Source organism: Ancylobacter novellus DSM 506 (genome assembly GCF_000092925.1).
GTDB lineage: Bacteria > Pseudomonadota > Alphaproteobacteria > Rhizobiales > Xanthobacteraceae > Ancylobacter > Ancylobacter novellus.
In genome coordinates this window covers 252,791-266,654 of the sequence record NC_014217.1, presented here as the reverse complement: position 1 = coordinate 266,654, position 13,864 = coordinate 252,791, and the positions used below count along the sequence as shown (strand labels likewise).

Here is a 13,864-nt window from a genome sequence, read left to right as displayed (position 1 = left end):
GCGATCCAAAGCCCGGTCACGCCGGCATGAGGAGGCCTGATAGCATGGATTTCCGAAGCCTCCCATTCATCCGCCTCCCATTCCCTCGCCGCGTCGCACCAATCCTCGCCGTCGGGCTGCTGCTGGCCGGTGCCTCGCCGCTCGCCGCCGACGATCTCACCCGCTCGATCGACCGCGCCGGCAACGCCATCAACCGCCAGCTCGGCGACTTTTTCGGCGTGACGCCCGAGCGCCCGGCCAAGCGCCGCCCGGCGACGAAGAGCACGGCGACGGCGAAGCCGGTCGACGGCAAGGTGCCGCTGCCCCCCTCGCGCCCCGGCGAGGCCGACCAGCAGGCGGCGCTCACCTCGCAGCCGGAGGAGGCCTCCGCGCCCAAGCCCGAGGCGAAACCTGCCGTCGCCGAGCCGGATATGCCCAAACCCGACATCAAGGCCGCCTCCGACCCCGGCGAGGCCAAGCCCGACACGCCCACTCCCTCCGGCGAGCGCGCGGCCACCTCCGACCCCGGCGAGGCCAAGCCCGACACGCCCGCTCCCTCCGGCGAGCGCGAGGTGGTGGTGCCGCCGCCGGCTGCCCCGGAGCCGCCGGCCGCAGCGAGCGCTCCCCTGCCCCCGCCGGCCCCGGAGCGGCTTGCCGCCCTGCCCCCGCCCGCCGCCGGACCTACGGCCGAGCCGGCCGAGACCGCCCGCGCCGCGCCCGTTCCCACCATCTGCCCGGAACTGTCGAACGAAGATATCGGCGTGTTCACGCCCACGGAGGTGAAGACCACCGAGCCCGCCTGCACGCTCGACCGCGGCGTCGTGCTCTCGGCGGTGCGGATGAAGGACGGTCGTCTGGTGCAATTGCAGCCGGCCGCCGAACTGCGCTGCGAGATGGCGGCCTCGGTCGCCCGCTGGCTGCGCGAGAAGGTCGAGCCGGCGGTCGCTACGCTCGGCTCGCCGCTGGACAAGGTGCTGGTCGCCGGCTCGCTGCAATGCCGCTCGCGCAACCATGTCGCTGGCGCGAAGATCAGCGAGCACGGGCGCGGCAACGCGCTCGACACCCACGGCTACGAGCTGAAGGACGGGCGCCGCTTCGTCATCGGCCCGCCGTCCATGGGCTCGGGCGAACATGCGATGCCGGTCGACTTCCAGGAGAAGCTGAAGGCGAGCGCCTGCGCCGACTTCACCACCATCCTCGGCCCCGGCTCGGATGGCTATCACGAGCAGCATCTGCATGTGGACCGCGCCGAGCGGCGTTCCGGCGCGGTGCTGTGCCAGTGGGCGACCGCGCGCGTCGAAGCCGTCCCGCCCAAGCCGCCGGTGAAGCCCGCCGAGGCGAAAGCGGGGGAGCCCGCCGCCTCCGACGCGCCCCCGGAGGAGGGGGCGACACCGGATTCCGCGGGAAAGAGTCAATAGAGCCCCGCTCAGACCAACGGCGTGCTTCCGGCGCGCCGTCTGTGGTTCTAGGCTGACGGCCGGTTTTTCTCACCGGCGGAGTTCGGCCATGCTCACCAACCTTCAGGCTCGCGATGTCGAGACCCTGGTCCACCCCTACACCAATCTCGTGGCGGTCCGCGAAACGGGACCGCTCATCCTCGAGCGCGGCAAGGGCGTGTGGGTGCATGACGTCGACGGCAAGCCCTATCTCGAGGGCATGGCCGGCCTGTGGTGCACCGCGCTCGGCTACGGCAACGAGGAACTGGTCGAGGCGGCGGCGACGCAGATGCGCAAGCTGCCCTTCACCCACATCTTCGGAGGCAAGAGCCACGACCCGGCGATCGAGCTCGCCGAGAAGCTGAAGGAGATGGCGCCCGTGCCGATCTCCAAGGTGTTCTTCACCTGCTCGGGCTCGGAAGCCAACGACACCCAGATGAAGCTCGTCTGGTACATGAACAACGCGCTCGGCCGGCCGAAGAAGAAGAAGATCATCTCGCGCATGCGCGCCTATCACGGCGTCACCATCGCGGCGGCCTCGCTCACCGGCCTCGCCGGCAACCACAATGATTTCGACCTGCCCATCGCCGGCGTGCGGCACACCACCTGCCCGCATTACTACCGCCTCGCCGAGGCCGGCGAGAGCGAGGAGGATTTCGCCACCCGCCTCGCCGCCGATCTCGAGGCGCTGATCATCGCCGAGGGGCCGGAGACGGTCGCCGCCTTCATCGCCGAGCCGGTGCTTGGCGCGGGTGGCGTCATCGTGCCGCCGAAGACCTACTACCCGAAGATCCAGGCGGTGCTGGAGAAGTATGACGTCTTCTTCATCGCCGACGAGGTCATCACCGGCTTCGGCCGCCTCGGCACCGCCTTCGGCTGCGAGGCCATGGAGATGAAGCCGCACTCCATCTCCGTCGCCAAGGCGCTGTCCTCGGCCTACCAGCCGATCGGCGGCGTGATGATCCCCGAGGACATGTACCAGGCCATGCTGGAGGAGAGCCGCAAGCTCGGCAGCTTCGGCCACGGCTACACCTATTCGGCGCATCCGGTCGCCGCCGCCGTGGCGGTGAAGACGCTGGAGATCTACGAGCGCGAGAGCATCTTCGAGCGGGTGCGGGCGAAGATCCCGCACTTCGGTGCCCGCCGCGCCGCGCTGGAGGACCATCCGCTGGTCGGCGAGGCGCGCGGCGCCGGGCTGGTGGCCGGCATCGAGCTGGTGGCCGACAAGAAGTCGAAGCACCAGTTCGACCCGAAGCTGGGCGTCGCCGCCAAGTGCGTCGCCTTCGCCCAGGAGGAAGGGCTGATCGTGCGCAACGTCTTCGGCGACGCCGTCACCATCTGCCCGCCGCTGGTCATCTCGCCGGCCGAGATCGACGAATTGTTCGACCGCCTCACCCGCGCGCTCGACAAGACGCTCGACTGGGCGGTGCGCGAGAACCTGCTGGCGGCGTGAGGATCACGTCGTCATCGCCCCCACGTCGTCATCCCGGACGGTCCGCAGCACCGATCCGGGATCGCGTGAAGGACAAGAGCGGTTAGCGATCCAGGCTCTCCGGCTTCGCCTCCGGCCGGGATGACGGCAACAGGACCGCGCAAACAAAAAGGGCGCTGCCGATGCAGCGCCCTTTTGCTTGAGACGACGTCGGATCGCGTCAGAGCACGACGACGTTGGTGCCCTGCGGCACGCGGGTATAGAGGTCGATCACGTCCTCGTTGAGCATGCGGATGCAGCCCGAGGAGATGGCCTGGCCGATATATTCCGGCTGGTTGGTGCCGTGGATGCGGAACAGCGTGTCCTTGTTGCCCTGGAACAGGTACAGCGCGCGCGCCCCCATCGGGTTGTGCGGGCCGGGGCCGACGAAGTCCGGCACGCCGGCGATGCGCTGCTTGATCTCGGGGGTCGGCGTCCAGGTCGGCCATTCGGTCTTGCGGCCGACCTTGGCGTTGCCCTTGAAGGCGAGGCCTTCCTCGCCGACCGTCACGCCGTAGCGGATGGCCTTGCCGCCGTCCTGGACGAAGTAGAGCCACTTCTTGTCGGTATCGACGACGATGGTGCCCGGCTTCTCCCTGCCGGAATAGTCGACGATGGCGCGCTGGTACATGTCCGGCGGCAGCACCTTCTGATACGGCGCATTGGCCAGAAGCTGCTTGTCGCGCGGCGTCAGCGACGCCGTCGGCGCCGGCTGCCGCTGCGCATTGCTGCATGCGCCCAAAAGAACAGCCAACAGGACAACGCCCGCCCCGCGCAAAATCATTTTTCTCAATGCTCCGAATCGCCGGCACGCGGACGCGTGTCGCTCAGCCCGATAAGTCGATTAGCCGAACTGCGTTCTGCCTTGAAGAGGCCACATCATCGCCACGCACTAGTGGCCGCAAAATGTTGCAAAAAGAGCTCAGTTCCGTTGGAAGAGGTCGGAAAAGCCGGCTAAAGGCGCCGCTGACGCAAAGAGACCTTATCCGAGACCGTGATTCTGCATATTTTTGACGCACTCGATGATCATTTCGAGAGCAGTCGCCGAAAGATGGCGGCAAGTATTGGAGGAAGTCATGTCCAGTGAAGACCAACCGGCGCCCGAGGCGCAGCCTAGCCAGCGCTGGGAAGCGTCCCAGCAAAACGCGCATTGGCGCGAGATCGGCCTCCCGGCGCTTGCCGCCGCGGCGCCCTACAACGCTGCCAAGCAGACGGTATCCGATGCCCCCGGTACGGGCGCGGCGCGGACCGACGAGGCAAAGATCGTCACGATCCGAGACGTAGAATATTTCGCGGCCTGACGCCGCCGGCCCGATGGCCGCGCCGCGATAGCCGCCTCATCTCCCAGAGCAATGGAAGAGAAGAGCGCCCAAGGGCGGGCGCGGCCACAACATGCGCGCGCGTGGGCGGCTTTCCGGACCGCCGCGCGGGGCGGCTGGAACTCCGCGCCGTTCCGGCGCATCTTCCCCAATGAAGCAGCGTCGGAGAGGCCATGATCACCGCCCATTGCGTGCGCGGCGGCACGCTCGTGTCCGTTCACCTCGGCGCGGGCGAGGCCCTGCCTCCCGACGCGGTGTGGATCGACCTCAACCAGCCGGCCGACGGCGAGGACCGCCTCGTCGAGGCGGCGATCGGCATCTCGGTGCCGACCCGGGCGGAGATGCTGGAGATCGAGCCGTCGAGCCGCCTGCGGGTGGAGAACGGCGCCCGCTACATGACCGGCTCCATCGTCTGCAACAGCGACAGCGATCGCCCGACGCTGGCCCAGGTGTCGTTCATCCTCGCCAAGGGCAAGCTCACCACCGTGCGCTATGACGAGCCCAAGCCCTTCCGCCTCGTCCTCGCCAAGCTCGACCGCGACTGCCCGCAGACGATGAAGGGCGACCGGCTGCTGCTGGAACTGCTCGACACCATCGTCGACCGCGCCGCCGACATCATCGAGACGCTGTCGGAGGACATAGACGGCCTGTCGCGGCGCATCTTCGAGCGCGAATCCTCCTCGAACGGCGGCAGCCAGCGCTTCCGGGTGATCCTGAAGCTGCTCGGCCGCCGCGCCGACCTCGCCTCCAAGGTGCGCGAGAGCCTGGTCTCGATGGGCCGCCTCGTCACCTTCCTGTCCACGGAAGGCGAGGCCGAGCGCTTCGACAAGGAGCAGCGGACCTGGCTGAAGAGCATGCAGCGAGACACCGCCTCGCTGAACGACCATGTCAGCTATCTCGGCAACAAGATCATCTTCCTGCTCGACGCCACGCTCGGCATGGTCAGCATCGAGCAGAACAACATCATCAAGATCTTCGCCGTGCTGTCGGTGGTGCTGATGCCGCCGACCCTGATCGCCTCGATCTACGGCATGAACTTCCAGCACATGCCCGAGCTCGGCGAGCGCTTCGGCTATCCCGTAGCCCTCATCGCCATGCTGGCGGCGGCGGTCGTGCCCTACTGGTTCTTCAAGTGGAAGAAATGGCTGTAGCGCTCCGGCGCCGGCCTCGTCATCCCGAGCGGCTGCAACTCACGCGACGTCATGCCCGGCCTTGGGCCGGGCATCCACGACTTGGCTGATGCACGACTTGACTTATGCGCGACTTGGCTGATGCGCGACTTGGCTGATGCACGACTTGGCTGATGAAGGCGTGGATGGCCGGGCCAGGCCCGGCCATGACGTTCATCTGCCGGGCGGCCTCACACGTGCTGGCCGCCGTTGATGTGGATCTCCGCCCCGTTCAGATAGGACGAGGTGTCCGTGCACAGCACGTAGATGATCTTCGCCACCTCGTCGGGCGTGCCGAGGCGCTGCATCGGGATCTGCTCGACGATCTTCTCGGTGCCCGGCGACAGGATCGAGGTGTCGATCTCGCCCGGCGCGATGGCGTTCACCCGCACGCCGAGCGGGCCGAAATCGGCCGCCATCTCGCGGGTCAGCCCGGCCAGCGCCGCCTTCGAGGTGGCATAGGCCGCGCCGGCAAAGGGATGCACCCGCGAGCCGGCAATGGAGGTGACGTTCACCACCGCGCCATGGGTGCGCTTGAGCTCCTCCAGCAGGCCGCGCGCCAGGAGGATCGGGGCGAAGAAGTTCACCTGGAACACCCGCCGCCAGTCCTCCTCCGGCGTGTTGAGCGTGCCGAGGCGGGACCCGCCGGGGCCCTTGGGCGAGATGCCGGCATTGTTGACCAGCGCGTGCAGTTCGCCGTCCGGCAGCCGGCTCTTGATCTCGTCCACCGCGCGGAGCGTGTCGGCCGGGTCGGAGAGGTCGACCTGGATATGGTCCTCCGGCCCCATCTCCCACGGACAATTCTCCGGGAAGGCATGGCGCGAGCAGGTGATCACCCGCCATCCCGCGGCCGAGAAGCGCTTGACGGTGGCGTGCCCGATCCCGCGCGAGGCGCCGGTGAGCAGCATGGTGCGGCGAGGCTGGTTGGTACCCTTGGTCATGGGGGCTGTCTTAGCTCAGGGGCAAGGCCGTGTCAGGGACAAAGCGGGGTCAGGGGTAAAGTCTTGTCTTGTTCCAGACAGTCGCCTCGGCGCTGTCCCTGCGGAACACGATGCGGTCATGCAGGCGGAACGGGCGGTCGTGCCAGAACTCGATCTGCACCGGCCGGATGCGGAAGCCGGTCCAGTGCGGCGGGCGCGGCACGCTGCCCAGCGCATATTGCGCGGTGTATTTCGCCACCGCCGCCTCCAGCGCGAAGCGCCCCTCCAGCGGGCGCGACTGCACGCTCGCCCAGGCGCCGATCTGCGACAGGCGCGGCCGGGTGAGGAAATAGGCGTCGGCCTCCTCGTCGCTCACCACCTCCACCGGGCCGCGCACGCGGATCTGGCGGTTCATCGACTTCCAGTGGAACACCACCGCCGCCTTCGGCACGGCGGCGAGCTCGCAGCCCTTGGCGCTGCCGGTATTGGTGAAGAACACGAAGCCGCGCTCGTCGCGCTGGTTCAACAGCACCATGCGCACATCCGGCAGCCCGTCGGCGTCGACGGTCGCCAGCGCCATGGCGTTGGGATCCCGCGGCTCCTTCTCCTTGGCCTCGGCGAACCACTCCTCGAACAGCCGGAAAGGCTCCGTGGCGGCGGTGAAATCACCGGATATTAACTCTTCAGACGCTTCCATAAGGTCATCTTCGGGCGGACGGACGACAGGGACCCATGGACACGTTCCACAGGCGGCGGGCGACGGCGGCGCAGGTCGCGTCGCGCGGCGGCTCCTCATATAAGCGCGACACGTCCTTCCGCACAGCCGCCCTATGGACGACTTTGGTCGGCGCGCTCGCCATGGCCGGCTGTTCGAGCGCCCCGCCGCTCGACATGCAGGCCACCGGCTCCATCTCGCCGCGCCGCGCCGCCGCCTATCAGCGCGAGCCGGTGCCGCAGGGCGTGGCGCCGGACGACTGGGCCGCCGCGCGCCTCGCGCTCGCCGAGGCGCTGCGCGAGGATTCCAAGGCGCCGAGCGTGCCGTGGGAGAACTATGCCAGCGCCACGCGCGGCACCGTCACCCCGCTCGCCTCCTCGGCCTCGGGCCGCGGCGCCTGCCGCGATTTCCTGATGAGCTTCGTGCGCGCCGCCGGCGAGGAATGGCTGCAGGGCGAGGCCTGCCGCAACGAGCGCGGCTGGTGGAAGGTCGACGAGGCGCGGCTGCTGGCCAGAGGCTGACGCTTCGCGCCGATCTCACCGCCGGCGACCGTTGCATCGCGGCAACACCATGCCTACATGGTTCTGAGCCGGAACCGCCGGACGAGACCAGCATCCATGCGCGATCCCTATGACATCCTCGGCGTCGCCCGCAACGCCGACCAGAACGAGATCAAGCGTGCTTTCCGCAAGCACGCCAAGAAGCTGCACCCGGACGCCAACAAGGACGATCCGAAGGCGCAGGAGCGTTTTGCCGAACTGAACAGCGCGCACGAGATACTCTCCGATCCGGAGAAGCGCGGCCAGTACGACCGCGGCGAGATCGACGCCGAGGGCAAGCCGCGCGGCTTCGAGGGCTTTCCGGGCGGCGGCGCCGGCGGGTTCAACCGCGGCGGCTTCCAGCGTGGCCCCCATGGCGAGACGATCTTCGAAAGCTTCTCCTTCGGCCCGGAGGGTGCACGCCGCTCCGGCCACGGCCCGCACGACGCCGGCGGCTTCGACGACGTGATCGCCGACATTCTCGGCGGGCTCGGCGGCCGGGGCCGCGGGCGCGCCCGTGCTGGCGGCCAGCAGGAGATGCCGCGCGGCGGCGACGTCGACATCTCCGTGCCGGTGCCGCTGGAGCGCGTGGTCGAAGGCGGCCCGGTCAAGGTGCACCTGCCGAACGGACGCACGGTCGAGGTGAAGATCCCGCCCAAGGTCACTGAGGGCCACCGCATGCGGCTGAAGGGCCAGGGCGAGCCGAGCCCCTTCGGCGGCGCGCCGGGCGACGCCTATGTCGTCGTCGCCTATGCGCCGCACCGCCACTTCAAGGTCGAGGGCGCGGACCTGCGCACCGACGTCTCGCTGCCGCTGGCCGACGCCGTGCTCGGCGGCAAGCTGCGCGTGCCCACGCTCTCCGGCGAGGTCGAGCTCTCCGTGCCGGCCTGGACCCAGTCGGGCCGCACCTTCCGCCTGCGCGGCAAGGGACTGCCCAAGGGCGACGATGCCGCCGGCGACCTCTTCGCCACGGTGCGAATCACGCTGCCCGAGACGCCCGATGCGGAGCTCGAGGAGCTGATGCGCCGCCGGCGCGACGGCGCGGCATAAGCCGCGCCTTTCCGGCAAGCCCTCTCCCCTCTCCACCGCTCGCTTGAGCGGGTCCTGCCGCTGTGCGATAGGAACGCTCGCCATCGCGAGATGGCCAGCGATACGGAGCAAGGCGTGACCAGCATGGCATCGGGCGGATTGATGAGCGGAAAGCGCGGCCTGGTGATGGGAGTGGCGAACAACCGCTCCATCGCCTGGGGCATCGCCAAGGCCGCCCATGCGCAGGGCGCGAAGCTCGCCTTCACCTATCAGGGCGAGCCGCTGAAGAAGCGGGTGGAGCCGCTGGCCGCCGAGCTCGACGCCACCCTCGTCGGCCATTGCGACGTCACCGATCCCGCGACCATCGACGCCGTCTTCGCCGAGACCGAGCGCCAGCTCGGCGGGCTCGACTTCCTCGTCCACGCCATCGCCTTCTCCGACAAGAACGAGCTCGACGGGCGCTATGTCGACACCACGGCGGAGAACTTCAGCAAGACCATGCTGATCTCCTGCTACAGCTTCACCGCCGTCGCCCAGCGCGCCGAGAAGCTGATGACCGACGGCGGCTCGATGCTGACCCTGACCTATTACGGCGCCGAGAAGTGGATGCCGCACTACAACGTCATGGGCGTCGCCAAGGCGGCGCTCGAGGCGAGCGTGCGCTACCTCGCCGCCGACCTCGGCCCGAAGAACATCCGCGTCAACGCCATCTCCGCCGGGCCGATCAAGACGCTGGCCGCCTCGGGCATCGGCGACTTCCGCTACATCCTCAAGTGGAACGAGCTGAACGCCCCGCTGCGCCGCACCGTCACCATCGACGAAGTCGGCGACACCGGCATGTACCTGCTCTCCGATCTCGGGCGCGCCGTCACCGGCGAGATCCACCATGTCGATGCCGGCTACCACATCGTCGGCATGAAGAACCCCGAAGCGCCCGACCTCACCCTCGAGCGCGACTGACGTCATCCGCGGAGCAGGAGCATCGCCGCATGAGCAAGGCCCGCCTTCCCCAGCTCTTCCGTACCCTCCTGCCCATCGCCCTCGTGGCCGCCGGCCTCGCCGCCGCGGCGCCCGCGAGCGCGCAGAACGGCCCGATCATCGTCGGCCCGCCGCCCGGCTCGGGCCTCGGCGGCTCCGGCCTGCCCTACATCCCGCCGCCGGGCTCGCAGGACCGCGGCGTGCCGCCGGATTTCCAGACCTACCCGCTGCTCAACCGCATCTTCGGCACCGGCGGCGCCATCTTCCCGGGCTATGTCAGCCCCAGCGGCGGGCGCAACGACGCGGACCGCCTCGCCTATCTCACCGGCGGCGGCCAGGGCCGCATGATCTTCGCCGCCGGCACGGCCGACCAGCTCTGCCAGATGGGGCAGGCGCCGCGGATCAGGGTGGTCACCGCCCCGGCGACGGTGAAGATCAAGTTCGACATCGGCTCCTTCACCGCCACCGGCACCGACGCCGGCTCGAAGCGTTGCGTCGGCGGCCAGGCCGGGGGCGCGCGCGTCTTCGCGTCGGGCAGTGCGCCGCTGGGATCGACGGTGACGCTGCGCGTCTCCTATCCGCTCAACGGCCCCAGCTACACGCACGTCGTGGCCCTTCCGGCGAAATGATCAAGCGACGCATCTTCCTCGTCCGCCACGGCGAGACCGACTGGAACCTCGCCGGCCGCCTGCAGGGTTATCACGACATCCCGCTCAACGATCTCGGTCGCGAGCAGGCGGCCGAGACCGCCCGCGTGGTCGAACGCCTGAGCGGCGGCACGGTCGGCCTCGACTATGTGGCGAGCCCGCTCAGCCGGGCGTCGCAGACCATGGCGATCCTGCGCGCCGAGCTCGGCCTGCCGCCGGACGGCTTCCGCCGCGACCCGCGCCTGCGCGAGATCGGCTTCGGCCGCTGGGAAGGCGCGACCTGGCCGGAACTGCGCCGGCGCGACCCGGTCAACCTCGCCGCGCGCGACGCCGACCCGTGGAACTTCGTGCCGCCGGGCGGCGAGAGCTATGCCGATCTTTCCGCCCGCGTGCTCGCCGCCATCGGCGAACTGACCCATGACGCCGTGGTGGTGACCCATGGCGGGGTGGTGCGGGCGATACTGCACGCGCTCACCGGCATGCCGGCGGCCCAGGCGGTCGAGCTCCCGGTGCGCCAGGGCGCGGTCTACCTGATCGAGGACGGCGCGTTCGAGCTGGCCGTGGCCTAGAGCCCTTCCCGTTCGGATGGAACATCCGAACGATCGGGAAGTGCTCTGGATTCAATAAGCTGGAGCAATTCCACTTCGATCAGATGATTCCATCTGATCGGGAAATGCTCAAGGAAATCGAAGGAGGCGAGGCGATGGGCGCGCAACTGATCCGGGCCGAGGAGGCTTCCCAACCGCGCCCGATCTGGTGCGTCACGCCGCAGAACTGGCGCGAGGTTGCCGGCGGCCTGCCCGTCCCGGCACTCTCCTTCGCCGAGGCGACCGGCTTCAAGGCCGAGGCCGGTGCGCTGCTCATCCTGCCCGCCGCGGATGGCTCCATCGCCGGCGCGATCTTCGGCTGCGAGGAAGTCCCGCGCGATCCGCTCGCCTTCGGCAAGCTCGCCACCGCCCTGCCCGCTGGCGACTACCGCATCGCCCATGCGCCGGCCGACCCGCGCCTCGCCGCGCTCGGCTTCCTGTTAGGGGGCTACCGCTTCACCCGCTACGGCAAGCGCAACGGCGCCGATGTGCGCCTCGTCGTGCCGGAGGGCGTCGACGCGGCCTATGTGCTGCGCACGGCCGAGGCGGTGGCTCTGACCCGCGACCTCGTCAACACGCCGGCCAACGACCTCGGCCCGGCCGAGATCGAGGCAGCGGTGCGCGCGCTCGCCTCCCGCTTCGGCGCCGAGGTTCGCGTCACCACCGGCGAGGACCTGCTGGCGGAGAACTTCCCGCTGATCCATGCGGTCGGCCGCGCCTCGCCGCGCGCGCCGCGCCTCATCGACATGAGCTGGGGCGACCCGAACGCGCGCAAGGTGACGCTGGTCGGCAAGGGCGTCGCCTTCGACACCGGCGGGCTCGACATCAAGCCGTCGAGCGGCATGCTGCTGATGAAGAAGGACATGGGCGGCGCCGCCAACGCCATCGGCCTCGCGCAGATGATCATGGGCCGCGGCTTGAACGTGCGGCTGCGCCTGATCATCCCGGCGGTCGAGAACGCCATCGACGGCTCGGCCTTCCGCCCCGGCGACATCTTCCCCTCGCGCAAGGGCCTTACCGTCGAGATCGGCAACACCGACGCCGAAGGCCGGCTGATCCTCGCCGACGCGCTCAGCCTCGCCGACGAGGAGGCGCCCGAGCTGCTGATCGATTTCGCGACGCTGACCGGCGCAGCCCGCGTCGCGCTCGGCCCGCAATTGCCGCCCGCCTATACGGACGACGAGGCGCTCGCCGCCGACCTCGCCCGCTTCGGGGCGGCCGAGGCCGACCCGTCCTGGCGCCTGCCGCTGTGGCAGCCCTATGCCTCGATGCTCGACAGCAAGATCGCCGACCTCAACAACGCGCCGGGCGGCGGCTTCGCCGGCTCGATTACCGCGGCGCTGTTCCTGCAGCGCTTCGTCGAGCGCGCCGGCGCCTGGCTGCATCTCGACATCTTCGCCTGGAACCCCTCCCCCCGCCCCGGCCGGCCGGAAGGCGGCGAAGCGCAGACCATCCGCGCCCTCGACGCCCTGATCGCCGAACGGTTCGGGTGAGGCAGGACGGCTCCCTGCCGCACCACCTCATCCTGAGGTGCGAGCGCAGCGAGCCTCGAAGGATGGTCGCTCAAGTGCGCCCGGACGAGCATCCTTCGAGGCCCGGCCGTTGGCCGGGCACCTCAGGATGAGGGTGATCGGGCGCCAACCATACAAGGCATTCCCCAACGTCGGCCCGTTAAGGATTTCTTGTCGCCGACGCCGTCATGATCCGATAAACAATCCGCAGCCGTAACGATTACGGCGGGGCGGATCGTCGGAGACGGGCAATGGCGGTCGAGTTGCGGCCCTCGCAGGCCTTGCGCCTCCTGCATGAGCTGTCGCTCGCGCAGGTCCGCGACGACGCGCCGGACCTCAGCCCGCGCCAGCTCGCCATCCTGCTCGGCGTTTATCTCGAAGCCCCGCCGCACACGGTGCGCGGCCTCGCCGCGCGGCTCGGCGTCACCAAGCCGGTCATCACCCGCGCGCTCGACACCATGGGCGAGCTCGGCCTGGTCTCGCGCCGGCGCGACGACGCGGATCGACGCAACGTGATCATCCAGCGTACGGTGGAAGGCGCGCTCTATGTGGAGCGGCTCGGCGACCTCGTGGTAACCGTCGCCCGCTCCCTGCCGAGATAGTGTCCATGAACGCCCATTCGCCCGCCGCTCTCGATCCCCGTCTCACCCCGGCCCGCCCGGACCTCGCCGCCGCGCATCTGAAGGACGTCGTCGCCGCGCCGCGCTATGTCGAGGGCACGGCCCAGATCGTCGTCCGCGCCTCCGCACCGATGCGTAAGGAGCCGGATCCGTCCGCGCCGCTGGTGACCGAGGCGCTGTTCGGCGAGAGCGTGACCGTCTACGAGATGACGATCGAAGGCTGGGCCTGGGGCCAGATCGATGCCGACGGCTATGTCGGCTGGCTGCCCGCCGAAGCCCTCGCCGCGCCGGGCGCGCCCGCGACGCACAGGGTGCGGGCGCTGCGCACGCCTTTGTTCCCCGGCCCGTCGATCAAGCTGCCGCCGATGGAGCTGCTCTCCTTCGGCAGCCGGCTGACGATCACCGGCACGCGCGAGCGTTTCGCCGTCACCGAGACCGGCGGCTTCGTCTTCGCCGATCACCTCACGCCGCTCGATTCCTATGAGGATGACTTCGTGGCCGTGGCCGCGCGCTTCCTCGGCGCCGCCTATCTCTGGGGCGGGCGCTCCAGCCTCGGGCTGGACTGCTCGGGCCTGGTGCAGGTGGCGCTCAATGCCTGCGGCATCCCCTCACCCCGCGACACCGACATGCAGGAGGCGGCGCTTGGCAACCCCGTCGCCTTCTCCGGCGACCTCGCCGAACTCCGGCGCGGCGACCTCGTCTATTGGCCCGGCCATGTCGGCATCGTCGAGGACGCCGACACGCTGCTGCACGCCACGGCCTATTTCATGTCGGTGGTGCGCGAGCCGCTCAAGGATGCGCTCGCCCGCATCGAGGCACTCGGCACGCCGGTACGCAGCGTCAAGCGGCTTTGATATCCGGCCCCTCCACCCCTCATCCCCGGGCTTGACCCGGGGACCCAGACCTTACGACCGGGCGCGCCCGATGGCCCCTGGGTGGCCGGA

General features: G+C 69.5%; 15 protein-coding genes. 12 read left to right on the top strand and 3 right to left on the bottom strand.

Annotated features, from left to right (window positions below):
* The first annotated feature begins 44 nt into the window (after window positions 1–44).
* A complete protein-coding gene (locus tag SNOV_RS01390; protein WP_013165114.1) occupies window positions 45–1,397 on the top strand; it encodes an extensin family protein in 1,353 nt (450 codons plus the stop codon).
* Between the two features lie 88 nt (window positions 1,398–1,485).
* On the top strand, window positions 1,486–2,868 hold the full coding sequence (locus tag SNOV_RS01385) for an aminotransferase (RefSeq protein ID WP_013165113.1): 1,383 nt from the start codon (window positions 1,486–1,488) through the stop codon (window positions 2,866–2,868).
* A 199-nt stretch (window positions 2,869–3,067) separates the two neighbouring features.
* Here the strand turns inward: SNOV_RS01385 and SNOV_RS01380 are convergent, their stop codons facing one another.
* Window positions 3,068–3,670 (bottom strand): L,D-transpeptidase, encoded by a 603-nt coding sequence (locus SNOV_RS01380; RefSeq protein WP_013165112.1) that lies wholly within the window; start codon window positions 3,668–3,670, stop codon window positions 3,068–3,070.
* Between the two features lie 292 nt (window positions 3,671–3,962).
* On the opposite strand from SNOV_RS01380, the gene SNOV_RS01375 reads away from it, so the two are divergent.
* Together SNOV_RS01375 and SNOV_RS01370 are read left to right on the top strand one after the other, a co-directional pair.
* Entirely contained in the window at window positions 3,963–4,187 is a 225-nt protein-coding gene (locus SNOV_RS01375) for a hypothetical protein (RefSeq protein ID WP_013165111.1), read from the top strand.
* Window positions 4,188–4,378: 191 nt separating this feature from the next.
* Window positions 4,379–5,356, top strand: coding sequence for a magnesium transporter CorA family protein (locus SNOV_RS01370; protein ID WP_013165110.1), 978 nt, complete (start codon window positions 4,379–4,381; stop codon window positions 5,354–5,356).
* A gap of 209 nt (window positions 5,357–5,565) precedes the next feature.
* Here SNOV_RS01370 and SNOV_RS01365 read toward each other — a convergent pair whose 3' ends face one another.
* Both SNOV_RS01365 and pdxH read right to left on the bottom strand, forming a co-directional pair.
* The gene (locus SNOV_RS01365) at window positions 5,566–6,315 is read right to left on the bottom strand and encodes an SDR family NAD(P)-dependent oxidoreductase (RefSeq protein ID WP_013165109.1); all 750 of its coding nucleotides are present in this window, start codon (window positions 6,313–6,315) and stop codon (window positions 5,566–5,568) included.
* Between the two features lie 49 nt (window positions 6,316–6,364).
* Window positions 6,365–6,991, bottom strand: a complete 627-nt coding sequence (gene pdxH, locus SNOV_RS01360; protein ID WP_013165108.1) for a pyridoxamine 5'-phosphate oxidase — start codon at window positions 6,989–6,991, stop codon at window positions 6,365–6,367.
* A 35-nt stretch (window positions 6,992–7,026) separates the two neighbouring features.
* Between pdxH and SNOV_RS01355 the strand changes: the two genes are divergently transcribed.
* The 8 genes from SNOV_RS01355 to SNOV_RS01320 all read left to right on the top strand — a co-directional run bounded on the left by SNOV_RS01355 (window position 7,027) and on the right by SNOV_RS01320 (window position 13,774).
* Entirely contained in the window at window positions 7,027–7,530 is a 504-nt protein-coding gene (locus SNOV_RS01355; protein ID WP_013165107.1) for an RT0821/Lpp0805 family surface protein, read from the top strand.
* A 96-nt stretch (window positions 7,531–7,626) separates the two neighbouring features.
* A complete protein-coding gene (locus tag SNOV_RS01350; protein WP_013165106.1) occupies window positions 7,627–8,598 on the top strand; it encodes a DnaJ C-terminal domain-containing protein in 972 nt (323 codons plus the stop codon).
* Window positions 8,599–8,721: 123 nt separating this feature from the next.
* Window positions 8,722–9,537 (top strand): enoyl-ACP reductase FabI, encoded by an 816-nt coding sequence (gene fabI / locus SNOV_RS01345; protein ID WP_013165105.1) that lies wholly within the window; start codon window positions 8,722–8,724, stop codon window positions 9,535–9,537.
* A 29-nt stretch (window positions 9,538–9,566) separates the two neighbouring features.
* Entirely contained in the window at window positions 9,567–10,184 is a 618-nt protein-coding gene (locus SNOV_RS01340; protein ID WP_013165104.1) for a hypothetical protein, read from the top strand.
* Entirely contained in the window at window positions 10,181–10,771 is a 591-nt protein-coding gene (locus SNOV_RS01335) for a histidine phosphatase family protein (protein ID WP_013165103.1), read from the top strand. Before SNOV_RS01340 ends, SNOV_RS01335 begins: the two co-directional genes overlap by 4 nt.
* 134 nt (window positions 10,772–10,905) lie before the next feature.
* The gene (locus SNOV_RS01330; protein ID WP_013165102.1) at window positions 10,906–12,282 is read left to right on the top strand and encodes a leucyl aminopeptidase family protein; all 1,377 of its coding nucleotides are present in this window, start codon (window positions 10,906–10,908) and stop codon (window positions 12,280–12,282) included.
* 269 nt (window positions 12,283–12,551) lie between these two features.
* The gene (locus SNOV_RS01325) at window positions 12,552–12,902 is read left to right on the top strand and encodes a MarR family winged helix-turn-helix transcriptional regulator (protein ID WP_013165101.1); all 351 of its coding nucleotides are present in this window, start codon (window positions 12,552–12,554) and stop codon (window positions 12,900–12,902) included.
* 5 nt (window positions 12,903–12,907) lie between these two features.
* A complete protein-coding gene (locus SNOV_RS01320; RefSeq protein WP_013165100.1) occupies window positions 12,908–13,774 on the top strand; it encodes a C40 family peptidase in 867 nt (288 codons plus the stop codon).
* The last annotated feature ends 90 nt before the right edge of the window (window positions 13,775–13,864 follow it).

Excerpts from the sequence above, each read along its gene's own strand:
- SNOV_RS01390 (WP_013165114.1), top strand. The coding sequence starts at position 45 with ATGGATTTCCGAAGCCTCCCATTCATCCGCCTCCCATTCCCTCGCCGC.
- SNOV_RS01385 (WP_013165113.1), top strand. The coding sequence starts at position 1,486 with ATGCTCACCAACCTTCAGGCTCGCGATGTCGAGACCCTGGTCCACCCC.
- SNOV_RS01380 (WP_013165112.1), bottom strand. The coding sequence starts at position 3,670 with ATGATTTTGCGCGGGGCGGGCGTTGTCCTGTTGGCTGTTCTTTTGGGC.
- SNOV_RS01375 (WP_013165111.1), top strand. The coding sequence starts at position 3,963 with ATGTCCAGTGAAGACCAACCGGCGCCCGAGGCGCAGCCTAGCCAGCGC.
- SNOV_RS01370 (WP_013165110.1), top strand. The coding sequence starts at position 4,379 with ATGATCACCGCCCATTGCGTGCGCGGCGGCACGCTCGTGTCCGTTCAC.
- SNOV_RS01365 (WP_013165109.1), bottom strand. The coding sequence starts at position 6,315 with ATGACCAAGGGTACCAACCAGCCTCGCCGCACCATGCTGCTCACCGGC.
- pdxH (WP_013165108.1), bottom strand. The coding sequence starts at position 6,991 with ATGGAAGCGTCTGAAGAGTTAATATCCGGTGATTTCACCGCCGCCACG.
- SNOV_RS01355 (WP_013165107.1), top strand. The coding sequence starts at position 7,027 with ATGGACACGTTCCACAGGCGGCGGGCGACGGCGGCGCAGGTCGCGTCG.
- SNOV_RS01350 (WP_013165106.1), top strand. The coding sequence starts at position 7,627 with ATGCGCGATCCCTATGACATCCTCGGCGTCGCCCGCAACGCCGACCAG.
- fabI (WP_013165105.1), top strand. The coding sequence starts at position 8,722 with ATGGCATCGGGCGGATTGATGAGCGGAAAGCGCGGCCTGGTGATGGGA.
- SNOV_RS01340 (WP_013165104.1), top strand. The coding sequence starts at position 9,567 with ATGAGCAAGGCCCGCCTTCCCCAGCTCTTCCGTACCCTCCTGCCCATC.
- SNOV_RS01335 (WP_013165103.1), top strand. The coding sequence starts at position 10,181 with ATGATCAAGCGACGCATCTTCCTCGTCCGCCACGGCGAGACCGACTGG.
- SNOV_RS01330 (WP_013165102.1), top strand. The coding sequence starts at position 10,906 with ATGGGCGCGCAACTGATCCGGGCCGAGGAGGCTTCCCAACCGCGCCCG.
- SNOV_RS01325 (WP_013165101.1), top strand. The coding sequence starts at position 12,552 with ATGGCGGTCGAGTTGCGGCCCTCGCAGGCCTTGCGCCTCCTGCATGAG.
- SNOV_RS01320 (WP_013165100.1), top strand. The coding sequence starts at position 12,908 with ATGAACGCCCATTCGCCCGCCGCTCTCGATCCCCGTCTCACCCCGGCC.